Origin of the sequence: Occallatibacter sp., from assembly GCF_035317045.1 — a bacterium.
Taxonomy (GTDB): Bacteria; Acidobacteriota; Terriglobia; order Terriglobales; family Acidobacteriaceae; genus Telmatobacter.
The window spans coordinates 61,641-83,641 of record NZ_DATHHT010000004.1 but is presented as its reverse complement, the minus strand read 5'-3'; the positions used below and the strand labels follow the sequence as shown (position 1 = coordinate 83,641).

14 protein-coding genes are annotated in these 22,001 nt (G+C 57.5%); 6 read left to right on the top strand and 8 right to left on the bottom strand.

Going from position 1 to position 22,001, the window contains the following annotated elements:
- Positions 1-62: 62 nt before the first annotated feature.
- A complete protein-coding gene (locus VK574_RS01930) occupies positions 63-908 on the bottom strand; it encodes a hypothetical protein (protein ID WP_472798116.1) in 846 nt (281 codons plus the stop codon).
- A 681-nt stretch (positions 909-1,589) separates the two neighbouring features.
- On the opposite strand from VK574_RS01930, the gene gyrB reads away from it, so the two are divergent.
- On the top strand, positions 1,590-4,166 hold the full coding sequence (gene gyrB / locus VK574_RS01925) for a DNA topoisomerase (ATP-hydrolyzing) subunit B (protein WP_472798115.1): 2,577 nt from the start codon (positions 1,590-1,592) through the stop codon (positions 4,164-4,166).
- A gap of 132 nt (positions 4,167-4,298) precedes the next feature.
- Complete coding sequence (locus tag VK574_RS01920) at positions 4,299-5,093, top strand: hypothetical protein (RefSeq protein WP_472798114.1); 795 nt, start codon at positions 4,299-4,301, stop codon at positions 5,091-5,093.
- A gap of 75 nt (positions 5,094-5,168) precedes the next feature.
- Here VK574_RS01920 and VK574_RS01915 read toward each other — a convergent pair whose 3' ends face one another.
- Positions 5,169-6,878 carry a peptide-N4-asparagine amidase gene (locus tag VK574_RS01915; protein ID WP_472798113.1) on the bottom strand — a complete coding sequence of 570 codons (1,710 nt, stop codon included), beginning with the start codon at positions 6,876-6,878 and terminating at the stop codon, positions 5,169-5,171.
- 285 nt (positions 6,879-7,163) lie between these two features.
- On the opposite strand from VK574_RS01915, the gene VK574_RS01910 reads away from it, so the two are divergent.
- From VK574_RS01910 to VK574_RS01900, 3 genes are all read left to right on the top strand, one after another.
- On the top strand, positions 7,164-10,556 hold the full coding sequence (locus VK574_RS01910; RefSeq protein ID WP_472798112.1) for a TonB-dependent receptor: 3,393 nt from the start codon (positions 7,164-7,166) through the stop codon (positions 10,554-10,556).
- 122 nt (positions 10,557-10,678) lie between these two features.
- Complete coding sequence (locus tag VK574_RS01905) at positions 10,679-11,440, top strand: copper homeostasis protein CutC (protein WP_472798111.1); 762 nt, start codon at positions 10,679-10,681, stop codon at positions 11,438-11,440.
- A gap of 39 nt (positions 11,441-11,479) precedes the next feature.
- On the top strand, positions 11,480-12,271 hold the full coding sequence (locus VK574_RS01900) for a DeoR/GlpR family DNA-binding transcription regulator (protein ID WP_472798110.1): 792 nt from the start codon (positions 11,480-11,482) through the stop codon (positions 12,269-12,271).
- On the opposite strand, the gene VK574_RS01895 is transcribed toward VK574_RS01900, so the two are convergent.
- Both VK574_RS01895 and VK574_RS01890 read right to left on the bottom strand, forming a co-directional pair.
- Positions 12,268-13,662, bottom strand: coding sequence for an alpha-L-fucosidase (locus tag VK574_RS01895; RefSeq protein ID WP_472798109.1), 1,395 nt, complete (start codon positions 13,660-13,662; stop codon positions 12,268-12,270). The two genes, VK574_RS01900 and VK574_RS01895, sit on opposite strands and share 4 nt — an antisense overlap.
- Before the next feature lie 245 nt (positions 13,663-13,907).
- On the bottom strand, positions 13,908-16,382 hold the full coding sequence (locus VK574_RS01890; RefSeq protein WP_472798108.1) for an ABC transporter permease: 2,475 nt from the start codon (positions 16,380-16,382) through the stop codon (positions 13,908-13,910).
- 207 nt (positions 16,383-16,589) lie between these two features.
- Between VK574_RS01890 and VK574_RS01885 the strand changes: the two genes are divergently transcribed.
- Entirely contained in the window at positions 16,590-19,457 is a 2,868-nt protein-coding gene (locus VK574_RS01885) for a glycoside hydrolase family 31 protein (RefSeq protein WP_472798107.1), read from the top strand.
- Positions 19,458-19,559: 102 nt separating this feature from the next.
- Here the strand turns inward: VK574_RS01885 and VK574_RS01880 are convergent, their stop codons facing one another.
- The 4 genes from VK574_RS01880 to VK574_RS01865 form a co-directional block, all read right to left on the bottom strand.
- On the bottom strand, positions 19,560-20,372 hold the full coding sequence (locus VK574_RS01880; protein ID WP_472798106.1) for a DUF899 domain-containing protein: 813 nt from the start codon (positions 20,370-20,372) through the stop codon (positions 19,560-19,562).
- Positions 20,373-20,542: 170 nt separating this feature from the next.
- Positions 20,543-21,082, bottom strand: coding sequence for a DinB family protein (locus VK574_RS01875; RefSeq protein ID WP_472798105.1), 540 nt, complete (start codon positions 21,080-21,082; stop codon positions 20,543-20,545).
- A 50-nt stretch (positions 21,083-21,132) separates the two neighbouring features.
- A complete protein-coding gene (locus VK574_RS01870) occupies positions 21,133-21,594 on the bottom strand; it encodes an SRPBCC family protein (protein ID WP_472798104.1) in 462 nt (153 codons plus the stop codon).
- A complete protein-coding gene (locus VK574_RS01865) occupies positions 21,591-21,968 on the bottom strand; it encodes an ArsR/SmtB family transcription factor (RefSeq protein WP_472798103.1) in 378 nt (125 codons plus the stop codon). The genes VK574_RS01870 and VK574_RS01865 overlap by 4 nt, the downstream gene beginning before the upstream one ends.
- Positions 21,969-22,001: the final 33 nt, after the last annotated feature.

Here is a 22,001-nt window from a genome sequence, read left to right as displayed (position 1 = left end):
GCAAAAAAGAACGGGCCAAACCCAAAGGTTCGGCCCATTCCGTTCTACGAATTCAACCAGGTTTACGATTTCGATTCGTTGCCTTGCAGATTACGCGTCAATACCTTCTCTACCACGCGCTCCACGTCGGTGAGGAAGAAGCCGTTGGCCGGCTGTTGTACGGCAACTTTCGTGCCGTGTCCCAGTGCAGAGGCAATTTCATTCCAACGGTAAATCGTTGAGTTCGCCGGCATGACCACGGGCTTGCGCACACGCTCAGGCATTCCACAATAGACCACCCACATTCCGACGGAAAGGAGAATCACCGCCTCATAGGCGATCTGTTGTGGCGCGTTCAGTGACGAATTGCCGGGGATCAACGCTGCAAAGATCAGATCGTTGGCCGACATGAAACCGAAGCCGAGACCAAAACCAACTGCGAGATCCTTGAAGGAAAGCTGGAGAGCATTAATGCACAGCCCAAGGAACGCCAACAGGCAGAGTTCGAGAATACTCACCGAACGCATCAACGCGAGAGCGAAGTCAGGAATCAACGACACATTAGGGTGCGTGTAGGAGATCGATCCGAGACTCGCTACCGCCGAAACAAGTGCGACCCAGCGGAAGACAACGGTGCCGAGGCGCATAAGGCCGGAAAACGCGGAAAGCACAGAACGGAAGATTTCGAGCGTGACGAAGAACAGAGTAATCGCGCTTGCGATATAAACCGCCCAGTAGGGGTAGAAATAAAATGGGAAATACTGGCGGCCCCAAGGTTGCGCCTGAACATAAAGCAACCCAAGAAGTACGGGCGTTGTGACGACGCGCAAAGCGAGGTATACGCTCAATGCGGGAAATCGCTTCTGCAATCCCTTCTTCCAAAACAGAAAGCCCAGAGTTGCCCAGAGAGCGCATTCAACCACGCTCATTAGCGATATCGTGAAGTCCAAAGGCATGCAAGGCCCTTTCCATTCTGAGGGTTCTCTCAGAATAGTCTTTGCAGCCTTTGGATTCAAATGAAAACTTGCACCCGCCGTGTAGCACTTTGGTGCTAAGCGGTATGGGACTACCTGGTTGTGGTAGTGCATCCCATGCCAGGTCCGCACGTCGGAACCGGCAGTCCGGCTGTGGCCGACTGGTGGCTCGAAAGTAGATGCTTCGGGCTCGAAGAAACGGAGGCAGCGGCGGCACCGGCGACGACGACAGACAGGACAAAAACGCGGAAAGCGAGTTTCATATTTGGTTACCCCCTCATAGAAAAGTCAAAACAAAATGTTGGATTACTAGCACTTTTATGGTAGTGCAAATGCCGGACTAAGTCCAGCTTTTTCAACTACATCGAAAGTATCGCCCTGGTAAGTGACAAAAGTAACATTATTCTTCAGTAATCTACCCTGAAGTACTCAATTTGGTTACTACGCCTGCGCACTCGTAATAGGCCTCAGCGGCGGCGATTTTGCACGGCTCCGCATGGTAAAATTCATACAGGCAGAGTGCTCACAAAACCCTCGTGTTTCAAGCGGTTAATCCCCTAAATTGCGGTCCGGACTCACGCCCGGACCGGTCCGACTCAAGACCGCCGAAGGCGAACATTCTGCGAATGGAAAAATATGGCGACTGAACCACGTGATCTGAACGGCAAGTACACCGGCGAAGACATTACCGTCCTGGAGGGCATGGAGCATGTAAGACTCCGTCCCGCCATGTACATTGGCTCGACCGGGGAGATGGGCCTCCATCATCTTGTTTACGAAGTAGTAGACAACTCCGTCGACGAAGCCCTCGCCGGTTATGCGAAAAAAATCGACGTCACCATCCATGTCGACAACTCGATCACCGTCGTCGACGATGGCCGAGGTATTCCCGTCGACATGATGACGCTGGCCAACGGCGAGCAGATGCCCGCTGTGCAAGTTGTGCTCACCAAGCTGAATGCAGGAGGAAAGTTCGATTCCTCCAACTACAAAGTGTCCGGTGGACTGCATGGCGTTGGCGTGAGCTGCGTTAACGCTCTCAGCCAGGAATTGAATGTCGAGATTTGGCGCGATGACCACACCTGGGAGATGGATTTCAGCTGCGGCGCCGCCACTAGCGAATTGCGCATGGCGGGCACCTCGAAGCGGCGCGGCACCAAGGTTCACTTCCTGCCCGACAAATCGATCTTCACCGCTACCGAATACAACTACGACACGCTGGCGCAGCGGCTGCGCGAACTCGCCTTCCTCAATAAAGGGCTCGAAATCACGCTGACCGACGAGCGCACCTCCGATCCCAAAACCGGCGAGGCCCGCCGCACTGAGTTTCGCTACGCTGGCGGCATCGCGGAGTTCGTAAAGCACCTCAATCGCGGCAAGTCGGTTCTGCATGAGAAGCCGATCGTGATGGAAGCACAGCGCGATAACGTTGAAATCGAAATCGCTGTTCAATACAACGACGGCTATTCCGAATCCGTCTTCAGCTTTGCCAACAACATCAACACTGTGGACGGCGGCACGCATCTCTCGGGATTCCGCACAGCCTTGACGCGCACCATAAACGCCATTGGCCAGCAGCTGGGATTGTTCAAGGACGTAAAGGAAAACCTGAGTGGCGACGACGTTCGCGAAGGTCTCGTAGCGGTTGTGAGCGTGAAACTATCCCAGCCGCAGTTTGAAGGCCAGACCAAGGGCAAGCTCAACTCCGATATCGCTGGAACCGTGCAGGCTTTCGTCAACGAACGCCTCGGCATGTTCCTCGAACAGAATCCGCCGATTGCCCGCAAAATCATCAACAAGGCAATTGAAGCCGCCCGCGCGCGTGAGGCTGCGCGCAAGGCGCGCGACCTCACACGGCGCAAGGGTGCACTGGATGGCGGTGGACTGCCCGGCAAGCTGGCAGACTGCTCTGAGCGCAACCCCGATCGCTGCGAACTCTATCTCGTCGAGGGTGAGAGCGCAGGCGGAACCGCCAAGCAGGGACGCGATCGTCGCTTCCAGGCAATTCTTCCGCTCAAGGGCAAGATCCTGAACGTGGAGAAGGCGCGCTACGACAAGATGCTCGGGCACGAGGAAATCCGCGCCATGATCACGGCGCTGGGTTGTGGCATCGGCAAGGACGACTTCGACCCAACGAAGATTCGCTACGGCAAGATCATCCTGATGACCGACGCCGATGTCGATGGCTCGCACATCCGCACCCTGCTGCTCACTTTCTTCTTCCGACACATGACGGATCTGATCAAGCGTGGAAACATCTACATCGCGCAGCCGCCCTTGTTCAAAATCAAGAAGGGCCGGTCGGAACAGTACGTGAAGGACGAGCGTGAGCTGAATCGTGTGGCCATCAAGCGCGCTTCAGAAGGCATGATCGTTCGGCATGGCGAAAACGCCAGCCACATTGATGGCCCCGAGCTTACGCGGTTCATGGGCTACCTCAATGAGTACCTTGCCTTTGTCGAAAAAGTGGACAAGCGTATTCGCAACGAGAAGCTCACGGAATTGATCGCGCGCGCTGAGCTGACCCACCGCGCCGACTTCACTTCGAAAAATGGAAACGAAGTTCCCGTGAAGCTCGCGCAACTCCACGACCAGCTCGTCGAGATTTCTGGCGATCTGGGAATCAAGATCAGCAAGCCGGTGGAAGACGATGAGCACCACACCTGGTCGGTTTGCTACACCGACTCCCAGGGTGCCTCGCGCTGCGTTGACTGGACTCTGGCTTCAAGTCCCGAGTTTCGCCAGATGATGTCGAAGTATTCGCAGATCAGCCAGTACCTCGAGCCGCCATTCCTGATCGAGTACGCTGTGAAGGCAACTCAAGAGTCTGCGGCCGAAGAACTCGAAGGCACCGAATTCGAGGAGGGCCAGACGCCGGCCAAGGTGAAGGCAGAGGCGAAAGCGGCCCGGCGTGCATCGCGCGTCCCGCACGATCCTGTCGAGAAGGCAACCGCTCGTGAGCTGTTCACCTACATCGTTGAACAGGGCAAGAAGGAGTACGATGTGCAGCGTTACAAGGGCCTTGGTGAAATGACCGCGCCGCAGCTTTGGGAAACCACAATGGATCCCGACCGGCGAACGTTGCTGCAGGTCAGGCTCGAGGATATCGCCGAAACAGAGGCGATCTTTACCACGCTCATGGGCGAAGACGTTGAAGCGCGCCGCAAATTTATTGAAGACAATGCGCTCGACGTCAAGAACCTGGACATCTAAACCTACACCTCCTCCTTCTGCAGTTCTCACGGATTGCCGCGGGGCGGTATCATCGTTCCCGCGGGATCCTGAAGTTCCTTGTTGCCGGTTTCTTTGTTCCGAGAAGTCCCCTAAGGAAAAGGAGTCTGCATCATGAAGATCCGTTCCACTTTTGTTCTCTGCGCATCAGCCACTCTTGCAATCACCCTCTCCTTTGCCGGATGCAAATCCAGCACCGCTCCGCCGGCAAATCAGGCCAACTCACCCACTGCAACTTCGCAGCCCGCCGCCGGACAACCGGCCTCGGGCGAGCCATCGGCCATGCAACCAGCTGCGCCTGCCCCGTCCGGAGCCACCGCAGGCCAGCAGGCAGCCGCACCGGCACCGCCCCCGCCACCCGCCGTCATCACACTTCCGAGCGGTACCGCCATTCGCGTTCGGCTTGACACCGATCTGGGTTCGAAGATTTCACAACCGGGCGACTCCTTCAGCGCCACGGTTGCCAACGATGTCAGAAAAGACGGCGACGTCGTGATCCCGAAGGGCGCGCGCGCGGAGGGAACGGTAGTCGACGCCAAGCCGTTAGGACGCTTCAAAGGTGGAGCGTTGCTCTCGATCAAGCTGGAACGAGTCCATACCAGGTGGGGCAGCTATCCGGTCGCTACAAGCTCTATTTCTCGTGCTGAGCAGGGCAAAGGTAAGCGCTCCGCAGGCTTTATTGGCGGAGGCGCAGGCGTAGGCGCACTGATCGGTGGAATCGCCGGCGGCGGCAAAGGTGCTGCCATCGGCGCTCTCGCAGGCGGAGGCGCAGGTACCGCCGGAACCGCCTTCACCGGCAATAAGCAAATTGTGCTCCCTGCCGAGAGCCTGCTGACCTTTACGCTCGATCATTCCGTTCACATCACCCAGCAGAAGCAGCCGGATCAACCGCAGTTGCAGACCCGCTAGGAACAAACGTTTTGAGGTGACGCGAGGCGAACTCTGAATGGGGTCGCCTCTTGAGTTGTTGCGTACGTTTAACTCTCACCGGCTGCAGCCGGGGCCGTTGCTGACGGAAACCAGTTTCTGGTTTTCCGCCGTGATGGTGCGGTCGTAGCAACCGCGCGATGGTTCCTGCAGGCGATAGGTCTGCGTAGTATGCGCCCCCATCGGCCCGAGGAGGTTGCCGTTTGTATCCCACTTGAGTGTGTCGGTTGCGTGCACGTGATTGCTTAGGTCGCTGATCATCGCTTTCGATCCGTGCGGATTCTGCAGTTCGTGCACCAGGTCCTGCTGATCACTTGTCGTGGTCTGGCTGAAGCTGCCGTCGGAATTCACGATGAACGCGAAGTCGATGCTCAGCGGGTATGAGAAATGTCTCTCCACTGTGCCCGCAAGGACGCCGCCTTTCGTCGTTACCCGCGAGTCAAGTGTCGAAGTCTGCTGCGCATTTTGAACGTCGGTGTTCGCGTTCACGTCAAACTCCTGCTTACTCTCGAAGTGCACCGTTTGGTCGACCGTCGTTTCAACACGTCCGTGCGACGTGTTCACATATCCGCTGATGGTAAAGCTCCGATTCGATCCGACCGTAACTGAACCGGTGAACGTTGAACCCGCGCCGGCGACAATGTTTTCCTGGACCACTGGATTCGGTTCCGTGAGACTGTTGGTCAGAAGGCCGCCCGTGACCGTCTTCGCTCCGCGGTCCTCGAAAACGAGAAGATTCGCAGTAGCGAGAAAGTAGCTGTCGGCGTTGTACACACTCACCGCGACGGTGTGCGCGCTGCCATCCGACAGAACTCCGGCAAATGGCGTCAGATCGACACGGTATGGCTTGAAGTCAAGTGTCTGCACCCCCGGGATCGGTTCCCACAGGTAGGGATCGATTCCGCCGGTATAGATCCACGGATACACCGGCGCAACGCCCGCCGGTTTGCCGTCGATCCAGATCTCGGTCTCGCGGAATGCGGTGTTGCCGCAGCTCTCAAGGTTTGACGTCTGATCGTTGGGCACGCAGAAGTACCAGAACTCATCGCCGCTTTGGCTCTGCGCAATCACGTCGAGGTAAACGCGCTCCACATTCGTCGGCAAATTCAGCGTCTGGCTGATCGTATCGGTCGTGGTGTTCAGCGTTCCGGCGTCGCCTCCACCGCCATTCACCGGCACAACCACATCCGCAGTCAAAGGCGCCGGATCGTTCCACGACACAGGATAGAACTCCAAAGCCGCGTTAGCGTAGATGATCCCGTTGTAGGTCACGCCACCAGAGACACCAACGAAGTTGCCAATATTCGCCTCGCCAGTTTGTGCCATTTCAAACAGGGCAGTCAGGTCGGTTACATCGTGCTCCACGTGCCACGACGGACTCAGCGCACTGCGGGGCTCGGCCGTGGTGCCGTAGAAGATGCTGGCGTGTCCCAGGTAGAACGCGGCAGTGCGGTCGAATTGCCGTCCGGCGGTCACCGTAAAGTCTGCCGTGAACACAACTTTGGCCCACGGTCCGGGACAGGCCGAAGGCGGAGTGTAGTTGAAAGTTTTCGGGGTGAAGTCGGCAAAAGCGAGATTCTGAAAGAGCGGAACGACGCACGGCTTGGTTGTGGGACGCGACACCAGCGGCGCGGCGGTGATGGGGTTGGATGATCCAATCTGCGGCGTCGTCGGCAGAGTTACAACCTGCGCTGATGCAAGTGCAGCAAACGCGAAAACAAGCGCCGCGGCGGTCGCGGTCCTGCCGAACGTGGGGGAAGAAGTCATTTTCATGGGATTGGTTTCCTTCCAGGACTTGCGAAGATGCCGCCAAATATAGCACGCAAAATGACAATTTATCTCCACAAAATGCTCATACCGATCAAATTCATGGACAATATGATCATTTAGATGTAGATTTGCTCCACGGCTGAGAATTGGCCGTTCGCAAAGCAGGCCAACTCATCGCACTCCGTCGGCGCGGTCATCGACGTCGTCGGATAGTTCCCGGCTCGAAATGATCGACAGAGGCATATGCCCCAACATCTGCACCAACTTTCATGTGAGGTCTCAATGAGAAATAGATTTTTCGGGATTATCGTGGGGTGCGCGCTTGCTCTGCTTGCGTGCGTGCCTGTCATCCATGGCCAAACCGTGACCGGCACCATCACCGGCGAGGTGACCGATCAGAGCGGAGCGGTTGTTGCAGGCGCGCGAGTGTTGGCGCAAAACGTCGATACGGGAGTGGAGAGCCCAGGCACAACGGATTCCGCCGGCGCCTACACTATCCGATTTTTGTCCCCCGGACATTACAGCATCACAGTTCAGGCCAAGGGCTTCAAGACAGCCCATGTGGCGGAGTTCACTCTGGAAGTGCTTCAGACCGCCAAGTTCAATGTGGCACTCACCGTCGGCGGGGAATCAGCTTCAGTCGAGATTTCCGCCGCTGCCCCTATCCTGGACACGGCCGATTACACCGTGAGCAGCACCTTCACCGAGAACACGATCTCGAACTTTCCGCTGAACGGGCTTGATTTCAGCGCGCTCACTCTCTACGTGCCGGGCGCAACGAGCACCTACGGAAACACGGGTACAACTCAGATAGAGCGCGACACCTACTACAGCGATTCCGTGAACATGAACGGGAACCGCGCACAGGCCAATAACTACACGCTTGAGGGGATCGACATGAACGAGACCTTCAACAACGAGATTGCCTACAGCCCTGCTCCTGCTTCGCTCGCCGAAGTGAAGGTGCTCACTGCAAACACACCGGCCGAATTTGGCAATGTGAATGGCGCGGGAGTAGTGAGCGTGCTCAAGAGTGGCACCAACCAATTTCACGGATCGGCGTACGGCTATGTGCAGGACTTTCGACTGAACGCGAACTCGTGGCAGAACAACAATTCAGGCACAGCGATCAATCCGTTTTCGCAGGATCAGTTCGGTGGCACCTTCGGCGGTCCGATTCTGCATAACAAGCTCTTCTTCTTCGTCGATTACCTGGGTTCGCGGTATCACAAAGGCGGAATCGGCACGGAGAGTGTGTTGACCGCAAAAATGCGGACCGGCGATTTCTCCGAGTTGTTGACCGGGTCGACTCCGATTCAGCTGTATGACCCTCTGAACAACAACGCGCCGTACGCGAACAACCAGGGCGTGCCGATTTTGAATCCGGTTGCCGCGTTCCTGATTGCGAACCCCACATTGTATCCCGCGCCTAATGCGACTCCGACCGATGGCATTGCAGCAAATAACTACCAGGCTCACACGAGGAACTTCAAGGCGAACAACCAGGGCGACATCAAAATCGACTACGGCATGAGTTCGCGCGACAAGCTCAGCGGCTTTTATGCGATGTCAACCGCATACGACGGAACCACGCCGGTACTGCCGATCAGCTTCAACGGCCCGAATCTCTATCCCACCAAGCTGACCGGCGCAAACTGGGTACATACCTTCTCCCCATCTCTGGTGAACTCTGCACGCATCGGATTTACGCGCACGGTATGGGCGACGAACTTCTCGGTGGATTCGACCGGACAGTTTGGAACAAGCGGCGACCAGAAGGTGGGGATAACCTTTCCCGGCCAATCGCTGCCTGGCTACACATACCAGAGCATCGGTGGAGGCATCTTTGCCGGCGGCAACCCCGTCTTCGGGGGTGGATTGATCGACAATACCTACAGCTACATTGACGCGCTAAGCTGGCAGAAAGGCCGTCACTACTTTACGTTCGGCACGTCGTGGTTACGCTACCAGAACAACTATCCAACAGCGAACAACTCAGGCTATCTAGGTTCGCTGACGTACAACGGCAACTACACAAAGGACTCCGACACGCAGGTAGGCGGTTACGGCGGCGCGGACTTTCTGCTCGGGCGCGTCAGCGGCGTCTCCGCTACGCTGGCCAGTGTGAATGTGGGGCAGAGACAGTGGCGCGTGGGCACATATCTTAATGACGATTTCAAGCTGAAATCGAACCTGACCGTCAGCTACGGCTTCCGCTATGAGCTGGACGAGCCGTGGGTTGAACAGAACAACAAGACCGGCAACATCGACGAAGCGAGCGGCCAGCTGATTTATGCGCACCGGATCCCTGCGGGAGCGCCTGCGGGAGCCGGGCTCTGCAAGAATCGCGGATGCTATGACTGGAGTTTTCACCAGATTATGCCGCGACTCGGTTTCGCCTACCAGGTCAACAACTTGTTTGTTGTGCGCGGTGGTTACAGCGGCACCAGCTTCTTCGAAGGCAACTCCTCTAACCAGCGCCTTACCTCGATGACACCGTTCATCCAGGCTATTAATTTCAATCTCTCCCAACCGTCAGGGAGCGATGTTCCTGCCCCGCTCACCACGCAAAATGCCTTCAATCAGACAGCTTCCAGCGGCGGCACCTATAACGTATATCCGCAGAACATGCAGCCCGCTTACATTCACAACTACAACCTCACGCTGGAGTATGCGCTCACGCGGTTGCTCTCACTGCAGGTCGCTTACGTGGGTGAGAGCGGCCAACACATTGAGGACTACGGCAACCTGAACCAGTGGAAGACGCCAAACGACCCGACCTCCGCGCCCTTCTACAACAACCAGTACATCGGTTGCCAGACGGCCGCAGCCACGCAAATCTGCTCCAACGGCCTTCTGGTAACTGAATCCCGCGCGAAGATGAACTACAACGGGCTTCAAGCTGTTTTGCGGCAGCGGCTTTCACATTCTGGACTTGAATACACTCTGAATTACACCTATTCAAAGTCAATGACGAATGCCGTGGGCAACTACGGGCTGAACGTCTCCGGCTACAACGCAGATCCTGGCTTCTCGAACTACTACGACAGCGGTGCAGATTATGGTCCGGCGGGGTATGACATCAAGCACAATTTCTCCGGCACCGTGGCCTATGCGCTGCCATTCGGACATGGGAGAAAATATCTTGCTAGCTCAGGTCGCGTGTTCGATGAGACCCTTGGCGGTTGGAAACTGACGGCGGCGGGCATCTCTTATACCGGTTTCCCGGACACGGTCACCACGAACGTGAGCAGCAACGTGCAGAGCTACGGCCAGGAGCGCGCAAACCTGGTTCTTCCGCTTCGCATCCATCATCGGACCATCAACCAGTGGTTTGGTGATGATCCTTCCGCGCAGCCGTTCCTGGCAGATGGCTCTCCAAACCCACAATCAGCTTTTCAGGATCCGCCGCAGAACACCTTCGGTACCTCGGGCAACGGCTCAGTCCGCGGACCAGGATTTCATGACGTTGACATGTCGATCATTAAGGACTTCCGAATAATTGGTGAGCACTTTGTCGGATTTCAGTTCGATGCCTTCAATGCGTTCAACATCGTCAGCTACGGAAATCCCGGCACAAACATTGACAACTCCAGCTGGGGGCAGATTGCGCAACAGAATGCAATTCGATCCACAGAGCGCCATCTGCAGTTCTCGCTCAAGTACTCCTTCTAACCTGCCGGCTGTCGCGCGCTTTCCGCAGCAGCCGGTGTGAACTCTTGCACTTGTCCTCGAATTCAACTGCTCCAACCTGTTTTCAAGTGAACTGCTGACTTGGGAAAATAGGCACACTTGTCATGAACCTGGAAATCTGTGTCGATTCGGTTGAATCGGCGATCGCTGCAGCCACGGGCGGTGCAAAGCGTATTGAACTTTGCAGCGCTCTTAGCGAAGGCGGTATTACGCCGAGCACCGGCCTCATCAGCGCGGTGCGCTCAGCAGTCAAAATCGATGTATTCGTGATTATTCGCCCGCGCGGCGGCGACTTTGTGTACTCCGATCCTGAACTGGATGTCATGCACAAGGACATTCTTGAGGCAAAGGCACGCAAGGTCGACGGCGTTGTCCTCGGCATACTCACCGAGGCCGGCGCCGTTGACATTACGCGCATGCGCCAATTGATCGAGATTGCGCGCCCGCTTCAGGTCACCTTTCATCGCGCGTTCGATCTGGCCAGAGACATGGATCGGGCTCTGGAAGACGTGATCGCCTGCGGAGCCGATCGCATCCTCACCTCCGGCGGCAAACCCGATGCCATGCGGGGCGCAACGAAGATCGCACAGCTACTTCAGAAAGCCGGTGGTCGGATAGGGATCATGGCTGGCGGCGGCATTCGCGCTTCAAATGTGCGCACCGTCGCTCTGATGACGGGCGTTCGCGAGGTTCACACCTCCCTCAGTAAAGACGTGGAATCAAAGCCCTCCGACGGAGGTGCGGAGTTCGGAGCGCGACTCAACAGCCACAAGAGTTTTCGCGTCCTCGAACACGATGTGCGCGCCTTCAAGTCAGCTCTCGATGCAATTGCTGTGGAAGCCAAGCCGGGCGCCCGCTTACAATAACGCAGGTTTCAATCCGATCGTCCCTCACTGCGTACCGCTATGTCATCCAAGACAGATAAACGAGCCAAAGAGATTTTGCGGCTGCTGCTGAATCAGGGCAAAGCCTCTGTCGACGAACTCACGTCGACGCTCGGAACCTCGCCCGCAAGTATCCGTCGCGACCTGGTTCGACTTGAAAGCCATGGCCTGGTCACCCGCACGCACGGCGGCGCCATGCTGGCGGGAAGCGGCAACGCTGTCTACGAGCCCTTTCGCTTCGATGCCTCGTTCCAGGTTCGCGAAGACCGGTTTGCTGCGGAGAAGCAGCGCATCGCCCGCGCCGCGGCGGCCCTCATCCAGGAAAACGAAACCATCGGCTTTGCGGCAGGCACCACAACCACGCTGGTTGCCCGACAGCTCCTGCACCGGAAGAACATTCAGATCGTCACCAATGCCGTGAATATCGGGATGGAACTGAGCTCGACCGCCCGCCTGCAGACCATGCTCACCGGAGGCAATTTGCGCTGGGCCGGGGCATTCTCCCTCGTTGGTCCCGCGGCGATCGAGGCTCTTGCGGTGGTAGTGATGGATCGCCTGTTTCTGAGCGCGACAGGAGTCGACGCCGAACACGGCGCAACCCTCATTCAGCCCGACGAAGCAGCCGTGTTTCGCGCCATGGCCCGTCAGGCTCGCCAGATCGTCGTGGTGGCCGACTCGAGCAAAGTGGGCCGCGTAAGTCCCGCCGTCGTCTGCCCCACAAACGACATTGATCTATTGATTACGGACAACGGCATCTCGGAAGAAGCCACACGCGCATTCTCCGCGGCCGGCGTAAAAATCATGGCCGTCTAGCGCGGAGGGTTTGCTGCCTGCTTTTGAGCGCCCCAGTCGTACAACTGAAACTCCCGGATATGCGACTCCGACGTACTCGAAAGAATATTCAGCCGAACGCGCTGCGCCGTCACCCGCGGAAATTCATCAATCTTCTCGTGGCCGATTGCCTGGCCCTCTGCGATTCGCTTCCACGCCTTGTCGGAATCGCTCCAGACTTCAATCGCGTATTTCTGGATGTGCTGGCCATCGTTCAGCCACTCCATCGTGAGCGCATGATCAAACGTGATGGGCCGTTCGAAGTCGATCTCTTCTCCAAAACTATTCGAGCCGGAAGGCGAAGACCAGAACGTATCAGGATTCCCATCAAGCGCCGCCTCAAATCCCGGGCTGCCGCGATGTTGCCGCAGGGCAAGATTGTTTTCTGCTCGCTTGCGGAGCGCCGTGCCGAAATCTTCCAACCGCTTCACATCCGAGTCCGGCAGCAGCCCGCGATTGTCCGGCGCAACGCCCAGCATCAGCTGTGCTCCGCGACCCACAGTCTTGTCGTACGTGTCGAGCAGCGTGTCGAGACTTTTCAGCGAAGATTCGTCATTCGGATGCCAGAACCAGTGCAAGTTGCGCAGCGGAGTATCGGCCTCCACAGGTCGCCAGCGCCGGTAGCCGTGACGATCGATGACGTTCCAATTCTCATAGTCAACAACGCCAGCCTCGTTCCCCACCCAGCGCGCGTCGCCGTATTCAAATAAGCCAGTATCCGCGAAAACAACCGTATCGGGCTGATAAGTTCGCAGCGTCTCGATAATCTTCTTGAAGTCGTAGACGTGTCCGGCGCTGCCCGCTCCATCCAGCCAGAACTCAACCAGATCGCCGTAATTTTGCGCCAGTTCTTCCAACTCCGCGTTGTAATACTTGTCGTACTCCGCAGAATCCTTGTAGCGCGGCTCGTGCCGATCCCACGGCGAAAGATAAACCCCGAATTTGAGCCCGTACTTCCGCGCCGCCCGGGCAACGTCGCCAACTACGTCTCCCTTGCCGTCCTTCCACGGGCTGCTCTTTACGCTATAGTTCGTTTGTTCGGTCGGCCACAGGCAAAAACCATCATGATGCTTTGCAACCAGCACCACATACTTCGCACCCGAATCGCGAATCGCCTTCATCCATTGGTCGGGATCAAACTGTGCGGGATTGAAGACCGAGGGACTCGCCGTACCATCGCCCCATTCGCGATCAAGAAATGTGTTGGTGGAGAAGTGCAGGATGACGCCGAATTCCAAGTCCTGCCACGCCACCTGATAAGGAGCAGGCCGAATGTCTCCGGCCGAATCCTGCGCTGCCGATATCGATCCAATGCCGGCCATCGCAAGAAGAAGCCATGCAAACCTCGCCCACTTCCCTGTTCCCAGATCCATTGAGTGCTCCTTTAACCCCTTAATAGATCAATCCTATGTCTTTTCTGACGAAACCTGTCGCACCGTCGCGGAAGAGATGGCTACTGCGGGACTGATGAGCCTGCTCGTCGTAGACCGTGAGACGAATCGCTTGATGGCAACCACAGGTGCAGCCGACTCTCGCTGGCCGTCGACGCGCTGTCATGCGCGAGTCCGATCGCAGCGTTGCATTTCAATTCGATTTCCCCAGAACCTGGCGATTCACTCTAGACTGCGCGCAACGCATCCACGGGATCTGCGGAAGCAGCGCGAACCGCCGGCAACGTGGATGCGAGCAATGCCACCGCGATCATCACGAGCACGCTTCCGAGATAAATCAGCGGATCTGTAGCACTGACATTGAAAAGAAATGCGCTCACGATGTGCGAAATGGCAAAAGACCCAACCAGTCCGACACCGCAACCGATCAACGCAAGCTTTGCCCCGGCGAGCAGAACCAGCCGCGCAATATTGCCGCGCTGCGCTCCCAATGCCATGCGAATTGCGATTTCCTGCGCGCGGATTGAGATCGAAAACGCGACCACGGCGTAGATACCAGTAATCGCGAGCACAAGGGCGCCGAGAGCAAACACGGTGATCAGGTCTGTGTTGAAGCGGCGCGGTGCCTCCACATTCTCGAGCACCGCCGACATCGACTGCACCTGTTGCAAAGGAAGCAGAGCATCGATGCCGGCAACCGTTTCGCGTACTGTCTGGATAATCTGATCCGCCGGCAGCGCCGAGCGAACAGTGATATATCCGCCGGTCGGATTCACAAGATCGGCCGATGGATCGGCGCCATAGAGAATCTCCGGCTGCTCCATCGGCACGTACCATTGATCCTCATCGGGAGTGTCCGGCGAACCCATCTTGGTATTCGCCACAACGCCCACAATCGTTGCCCATGGCAGTCCCTTCTTCGGATTGCCCACATGCATGCGCTTTCCAACCGCATTGTGGCCCGGCCAGTAGTGATCGGCCATGGAACGGTTCACGATGGCCACCAGCGGCGCGTCGGCACGATCCCCTTCGTTAAAGGTTCGCCCCTCCAGCAGCCCGATTCCCAATGACTTGAAGTAGTCACCATACACTGAGCCGAATACTGCGAATTGCAGCTTCCATCCCTCCGTGCGTTGGCCTTCGATGGTGTACGCCGCTCGCCCGAACGAATCAGCTCCTGGAACGAGGTTGCTGATGCCGACTCCGGCAACTCCCGGCTTGCTCGACAACCGCTCGACAACCTCGCGGTTGAAGCTGTCGGCCGCGGAGTAGGTCCTGTATTCGTCCAGCGGCAGTTGGAATCCAGCCACCAGGACGCGATCGGGCCTGAATCCCGGATCGACAGCGAGCATCTTCTGGTAGCTGCGCAGGAAAGCGCCGCAGGTCGTCAGCAAAACCAGGGCGATGGCAATCTCCGCTGCAATCAGACTGGATCGAAGCCACGCATGAGTCCTGCCGCCGGAACCAGACCGCGCGCCATCTTTCAACGTATCGGTAATATTGGCCCTCACCGCGGCGAATGCCGGAGCCATGCTCGAAACAATCCCGCTCACAATCGCAAGAGCGAGCGCGAAAAACGCAACGCCACCATCGATGGAAACGGAATCAACACGTGCAATCGAATCCGGCAAGAATCCAAGCGAAGTGAGAACCGCGATTGCCGCCAGCACAAAGCCGAGCATCGCACCCGCAGTGCTCAGCACAAGGCCCTCAACCATCGATTCGCGAATGATGGTGGACGCCCGCGCACCCAGCGCCAGACGCATCGCCGATTCGCGGCGCCGGCGAATCGCCCGCACCAGCAGCAACACCGCGACATTCACACATGCAATAAGCAGGACTACTGCGACGGCGACGAACAAAGCGCGCAGAATGGGCTTCGTCTCGCCAACTGCGTAATCATGCAGGGGAGTAACATCTCCGCGAATGCGGATTTGGGTCATCGTCGCCGGGAAGTTGCGCATGATTTCGTGGGCCACACGGTCCGCATCTTGCGCCGCAGCCGCGAAGGTCACGCCGTCTCTGAGACGCGCCACGATGTGATATCCGAAAAATCCTGCCGCCTGATCGGAAAGCTCATCTAGCGTCAGGCTCAGCGGCACCCATAACTGCGCCTCGTTCAGCCTCCCCGCGTCGAGAGGAAATTCGAAGCTTCGCGGCATCACCCCGATAATCGAGTACGCCTTGCGATCGAGCTCAATCGCACTGCCGAGCACCTGCGGATCCCGATGACAGCGATTTTGCCAGAGCGCATCGCTGATGATCGCGACCGGTTGGTGCCCGTCGTCCTCCTGCTGGTTGAAAACGCGTCCAAGCTGCGGTTGAACGCCAAGGGTAGCGAGCGTACTCGCAGTCATCCTCGCGCCCGAAATCTCCTCAGGAAACTGCCCACCCGACAGTTCATAGGTGCTGAGTGCATATCCTCCCATCGAGGAAAATGCACTAGAAGATCTCGCATACGTGCCAATGTCGCGCGCCGTTACCGGCGTGTTCACGCCGTTGCCGATGTGATCGCCCAGAATCACCAGCCTGTCCGGATTTGGAAACGAAAAGGGCCGGAGCAGAATGCCTTCTACAAGCGAAAACACTGCCGTGGTGGCGCCAATCCCCAGCGCCAACGTCAGGACAACCGTCAGCGTAAAGCCGGGAGATTTGCGCAACTGCCGGAGCGCTAAGCGAACGTCCTTGAGGATGGTATGCATTGGTTTTCCTTATGAGGGCCCAACCGGATCCGCATTCAGAGATCGTAGAGCAACCAACGCTGCCCGTCATCCCAAAAAACTCGACCCCGCAAACCAATGTGGTTTTACTCCAACCCGTCCATCACCGCCTCGAGGCTCCTCGCCTGGGATCACGCTTTCCGGCTCCCGGTGGTAGCCTTCCCATGGACTAACAACAAGGAGAAATCCGTGCGTACTTCTTTGCTTCACTTCGCCGCAATCGGGTTCGTCGTCAGTTCAACCATCGGGATATCAGCGCAGGCGCCTCAGCCGGAAGCGAGGTCGCATCCGCAGGATCAGCCGCTCGTGCAAACAGCAGCACCGGCAACCATGCAGCGCGTACCGCGGGAGGCCATCGATGATCCAGTGGCCGATCCAAAGGCCTTTGTTGTTTCTGGCAATGCAAGATTCACCGTTCTCACGCCACAGTTGATCCGCATGGAGTGGGCCGCGGACGGCAAATTTGAAAATCACGCGTCGTTCGTGTTCATCAATCGCCGCCTGCCCGTACCGAAGTTTACACAGAGAATTGAGTACGCAGGCAAAGTCGGAGTTCTTCAAATCAAAACCGACGCGCTTGAACTCTCATACACGGTCGATGGAACACCGGACTCGAAAGGCGCCTTTACCGCCGATAACCTCAAGATCGAACTCACAGTCGATGGCAAGCCGGTAGCTTGGCATCCGGGGTTGACCGACACTGAAAACCTGCAGGGCACAACGCGAACACTAGACGGCGCGCTCGGCTCCAAAACGCGCGAACCCATCGAGCAGGGCCTCGTGTCCCGCTCCGGCTGGGCACTTGTAGACGACTCCACACGGCCTCTCTTCGATTCAGCAAACTTCAACTTCAGAGAAGGCGAGAAGAGCCCATGGCCCTGGGTAATCGAGCGCCCCGCCGGCGAGCGTCAGGACTGGTACTTCTTTGGCTACGGCCATGACTACCGCAAGACCCTCAGCGACTACGTCCGTGTCGCCGGTCGCATCCCGTTGCCGCCGCGCTTCGCCTTTGGCACATGGTGGTCCCGATACTGGGATTACAGCGACCAGGAGATCGAGGAAATCATTCATGACTTCCACGAGAACTCAACGCCCCTCGACGTCTTCGTCATCGACATGGGATGGCACACTAGCAAAGATCAACTCCAGGCCATGGGCGAGGGCGACAAAAACAACATGGATCAGTCGAAACATTTTCTCGGATGGAGCGGCTACACCTGGAACAACGTGCTCTTCCCCTATCCCGAATTGTTCCTGGATCGGCTTCATGCAAATCACCTCAAGACCAGCCTGAACATACATCCCGCCTCCGGCATTCAGCCTTGGGAAAGTAGTTACCCGGCGATGGCCAAAGCCATGGGCATGGATCCCGCCACAAAGCAGTTCATTCCCTACGACATCACCAACAAGAGGTTCGCCGAAAATTACTTCAATCTCGTTCTCCATCCCCTCGAGAAGCAGGGCATCGACTTCTGGTGGTTGGACTGGCAACAGGAACAGAACACGAAGATGGCCGGTGTAACGCCAACCTGGTGGATTAACTACGTGCACTTCACCGATCAGGAACGCGAAGGCAGGCGTCCCATTCTCTTCCATCGCTGGGGCGGCCTCGGCAACCATCGCTATCAGATTGGTTTCTCCGGCGACACCGTCTCTGTCTGGGATTCGCTCGCCTTCCAGCCGTGGTTCACCGCAACTGCTGCGAACGTAGGGTATGCCTACTGGAGCCACGACATCGGCGGACACATGCCCGGCGCGGTCGAGCCGGAATTGTTCACCCGCTGGGTCGAGTTCGGTGCATTCAGTCCCATCCTGCGCACCCATACCACCAAGAATCCGGAATCGGAGCGCCGCATCTGGGCCTATCCTGAGCCCTACTCGTCGATTCTTCGTGCAACCTTTCAGTTGCGCTATGCTTTGCAGCCCTACATCTACACTGAGGCGCGTCGCACCTACGATACCGGCATTGCCTTTCTGCGGCCGCTTTACTACGACTGGCCTGATGCCAGCGAAGCCTACGACAACAAAAATGAATATCTCTTCGGCGACCAGATGCTGGTTTCACCCGTTGTAACGGCGGGCGACAAAACCTCGGGCCTCGCGACAGAGAAGGTCTGGCTCCCCAAGGGGGAGTGGATCGAACGGCCGACGGGCAAACACTTCACCGGACCAACATCCGTGGATCGCAACTTCTCGATCGACCAGACACCGGTGTATCTCAAGGCTGGTGCTATTGTGCCCATGCAGCCCCAGATGATCTACACCGGCGAAAAGCCCGTCGATCCGCTCATCGTCAACGTGTGGCCGCTCGAACCCGGCGCCAGTTCCAGCTATACGCTCTACGAAGACAACGGCATCGCTGAAGAGTATCAACACGACATTTTCACGCGCACGCCGATTAAGGCCACGCAAACCGGCGACACGCTGCGTGTTGAGATAGGACCGGTGGAAGGCAGCTTTTCCGGCATGCTAAAAGACCGTGGCTACACGCTGAGACTTCCTGCAGACTGGCCCCCGGCTTACGTCACGGTGAATGGAGCCGCGGTGAATCCAGTCGCCACTGCCTGCACACGATGCAGGCCCGGCTGGACCTTTGAAGGCAATACTCTCACGACCATCATTCCTGTTGAGCATCTGAGCACGTCCTCGAAAGTCACAATCGAAGTCCGTCGCGCAGGCGGCCTCACCGCACGCCGCAATGAGATCGATGGCTTCAATGGTGCGATGGCACGCTTGCGTGAAACCTACAACGCGCTCAACATGACTCCGCCCGTGGCCACTCCGCCTGACGTCTTAATCGATGCAATGCAAACTGGAGACCGCCTCGGCTATCATCCCGAACTCGCGCAGAAAGAGGTCGCGCACTTCCACGAAGTGATGCCGAAAGCTTTGGCAGCCGTCAGTACTGTGGTCGCCGAAGGGCAAAAACGCATGGACGAGTACGCGCAGCACCCACCGCGGCATGATGCCGGCCCAATCGACATGAAGGCCGAGACACAGAAACGCACCGACGCCCTAGCCCGCGCCCAGAAATTGGCCAGCGACGCCGGCAAGTAGCGGTGAAAGCAAATACAGCGGGGCGATGGACAGGTATCATCCCACCGCCCCGCTGAATCTTCGCGATCCCTTGGCTGCACCCGCTCGTTCGAACGAATCAATTTACCCGTGGTGCTCTCCACCGCAACATGAGCCTTGTTTTGCCATCGCGGGTTGCACATATTCGGCCCTAGGATCGACAAAGTATCCGCCATCATACTTGTCATGGTGACGAACCCACGCCATCGAAAAGGCCAGTCCATTCTCATCCCGCCCCTTCGGCACAAGGTCAAGAAAGTTATAAGTCCCAACCAGGATGTCGAGCCCACGTGCATAGGTCGAATACGTGTGGTATATCTGGCCGTCCGCATCTTTGACGAAGACGCTCGCTCCCGGCCGTTCATCGCTCGGAAACTCCATGACTGTGTAGTTGTAGTCAACCATCCCGGTTCCCTTTTCCGCCGGTGTTGCCGAGACGTGATAGTCATAATTGAAGTCCGAACCAAACGACGAGGCCCAGTGGAATTTCCATCCCATGCGCTTCTTGAACGCATCGATCTCCGCATACGGAGCGCGCGAAACCACCGCCAGCGTTACATCACGATGCGCCAGGTGATTCGTCATTCCGTCGAAATGATCGGAGAGGTAAGAGCAGCTCGGGCACCCCGCCGCCCATCCCGGCCCGAGCATGAAGTGATAGACAATCAGCTGGCTCCGCCCGTCGAATAGTTCGGCGAGCGCTTCTTTGCCGCGGGGCCCTTCAAATACATAATCCTTCTCAATCTTCTCCCACGGCAATTCGCGGCGCTGCCGGCTTAGTTCATCGCGGAGCCGGGTAAATTCCTTCTCTTTCGCGAGAAACTCCGTGCGCGCTTCAATCCATTCGCTGTGCGATACCACCTTCGACAGCTTCGGGGCCGTTGTCATCGTTGCCATGTTGAACCTCCCTCGTGCTGGTAATATTCGTGAAAGTTTTTCGACTCGCTCTCCGCAACAGCTTGCCGGTGAAGAGCGCTGCAACGCCGCCGGTCCCGGAGGCGCTCGCTGCCACCACGGCAGCGGTAGCAGGCAGAACGGGCACATTGGCTCCTCCTCGCCGATCCGGATCAAGCCCGCTGCATGAACAGCGGTGGCTCGTCCGCGCTCGGTCCCCAGCTCGCAGGCACCGGGGCATTCAGGATGCGCAGGTACACGCCGAATTGGCCGCGATGCTGGTAGACGTGGCTGAACATCACGTCGCGCAAGAACTGCCAGCGGGGCTGCGCAAGCACTTCCTTCCCTCCCGCCATCAGCCGCCAGGTTTCGTTCATCGCCGCATCGTCGATAGCAGGAAGCATCTCGCGGACCGCTGCAACACTTTCGTCGAATTTCTGCAGGATGTCGCCCGTGCTCGCCGGCTGCGGAAACGTTGCAAAGTCCGGTGCCTGCGCCGGGCTGGTTTGCACGAAGCGGACAACACCGCCAGGTGTAGACGCGATGTGGTACGCCAGTTGGCCTGCCGTCATCGACTTTTCATGCGGCTTCCAGGTGAGCTTGTCTTCCGGAAGCCGCTCAAGAAACCGGCGCGTAATCGGCGCCTGCGTCTCAAACTCATCGAGAAGCACCTGCGCGATGGAATCGGCAATAGCTGTTTGTGTAATCGACATGGGGACCTCCTTGTGTCCTGGGGGAAATCTGTTTGTCTGGCAGTTCAGAGTTATTTTGAGAGCGAACCTTCTGCACGCTCGCGTACTTTTCCGTGGATGTGGCTCCAACCACCGACGACGCCTTTCCGATGATCTTCCTGGACCAGCCCGAAACCGGTGTGACGAAATTTGATCAGCGTTCCACCCGGCTCTTCACTCAGCCTGTACTGCACGTTGTTGGCCACCGGGTGCGACATCATCAGGGGTCCGCAAAATTCCAGCAGTGTGGGCCGCTTGATGGCCTGCACGTGCGCCCAAAAATGTCCGTTGTCGTTGCCTAGGTCGCGATACCACCGGCCTCCCGGCCACGCCTCCAATACCATCGGCATCGGGGTGTCCACTCTGCCTTCGTTCCCGGGGCCAAGTTGTTCCAGCAGCGCGGCGAACGTGTCCTCCAGCGATGCGTGCACATGAATCTCCTGCTCCACGAGCAGGTTCAGATCCTCAATAGCTGTTGTTGCGTTTACGATCATTGATCCTCCTTTGTGTCTTGGGTTTTGCCTGTTTCGGTATCCCTGCGGGCGGCCGCAAGCTTCTCAGCCCGCTCCTTCACACGATTCAACTGGTGGCTCCAGTAGCGTTCGAACTCCGACGCCCATTCGTGCAACGGCCGAATGCCTTCCGCATTAGTCCTGTAAAACTTCTGCCGTCCGTTGCACCGCATGCGCACCAGCCCTACGTCCCGCAGCACGCGCAGATGCTTCGATACCGAAGGCTGGTCGACACGAAGTACGGCCACAATCTCATTCACCGAGTGCTCACGGTCCGCCAGCAGCAGCAAGATCTCTCGCCGCCGCGGCTCCGCTACTGCATTGAACGCATCCGAGGTTGTTGCCGCTCGAGCCATGATGAAAATTAATATATACCTATATGGGCATAT

Bases quoted from the DNA above. Each gene is read 5' to 3' on its own strand.
- VK574_RS01930 (WP_472798116.1), bottom strand. From the start codon at position 908: ATGAGCGTGGTTGAATGCGCTCTCTGGGCAACTCTGGGCTTTCTGTTT.
- gyrB (WP_472798115.1), top strand. From the start codon at position 1,590: ATGGCGACTGAACCACGTGATCTGAACGGCAAGTACACCGGCGAAGAC.
- VK574_RS01920 (WP_472798114.1), top strand. From the start codon at position 4,299: ATGAAGATCCGTTCCACTTTTGTTCTCTGCGCATCAGCCACTCTTGCA.
- VK574_RS01915 (WP_472798113.1), bottom strand. From the start codon at position 6,878: ATGACTTCTTCCCCCACGTTCGGCAGGACCGCGACCGCCGCGGCGCTT.
- VK574_RS01910 (WP_472798112.1), top strand. From the start codon at position 7,164: ATGAGAAATAGATTTTTCGGGATTATCGTGGGGTGCGCGCTTGCTCTG.
- VK574_RS01905 (WP_472798111.1), top strand. From the start codon at position 10,679: ATGAACCTGGAAATCTGTGTCGATTCGGTTGAATCGGCGATCGCTGCA.
- VK574_RS01900 (WP_472798110.1), top strand. From the start codon at position 11,480: ATGTCATCCAAGACAGATAAACGAGCCAAAGAGATTTTGCGGCTGCTG.
- VK574_RS01895 (WP_472798109.1), bottom strand. From the start codon at position 13,662: ATGGATCTGGGAACAGGGAAGTGGGCGAGGTTTGCATGGCTTCTTCTT.
- VK574_RS01890 (WP_472798108.1), bottom strand. From the start codon at position 16,382: ATGCATACCATCCTCAAGGACGTTCGCTTAGCGCTCCGGCAGTTGCGC.
- VK574_RS01880 (WP_472798106.1), bottom strand. From the start codon at position 20,372: ATGGCAACGATGACAACGGCCCCGAAGCTGTCGAAGGTGGTATCGCAC.
- VK574_RS01875 (WP_472798105.1), bottom strand. From the start codon at position 21,082: ATGTCGATTACACAAACAGCTATTGCCGATTCCATCGCGCAGGTGCTT.
- VK574_RS01870 (WP_472798104.1), bottom strand. From the start codon at position 21,594: ATGATCGTAAACGCAACAACAGCTATTGAGGATCTGAACCTGCTCGTG.
- VK574_RS01865 (WP_472798103.1), bottom strand. From the start codon at position 21,968: ATGGCTCGAGCGGCAACAACCTCGGATGCGTTCAATGCAGTAGCGGAG.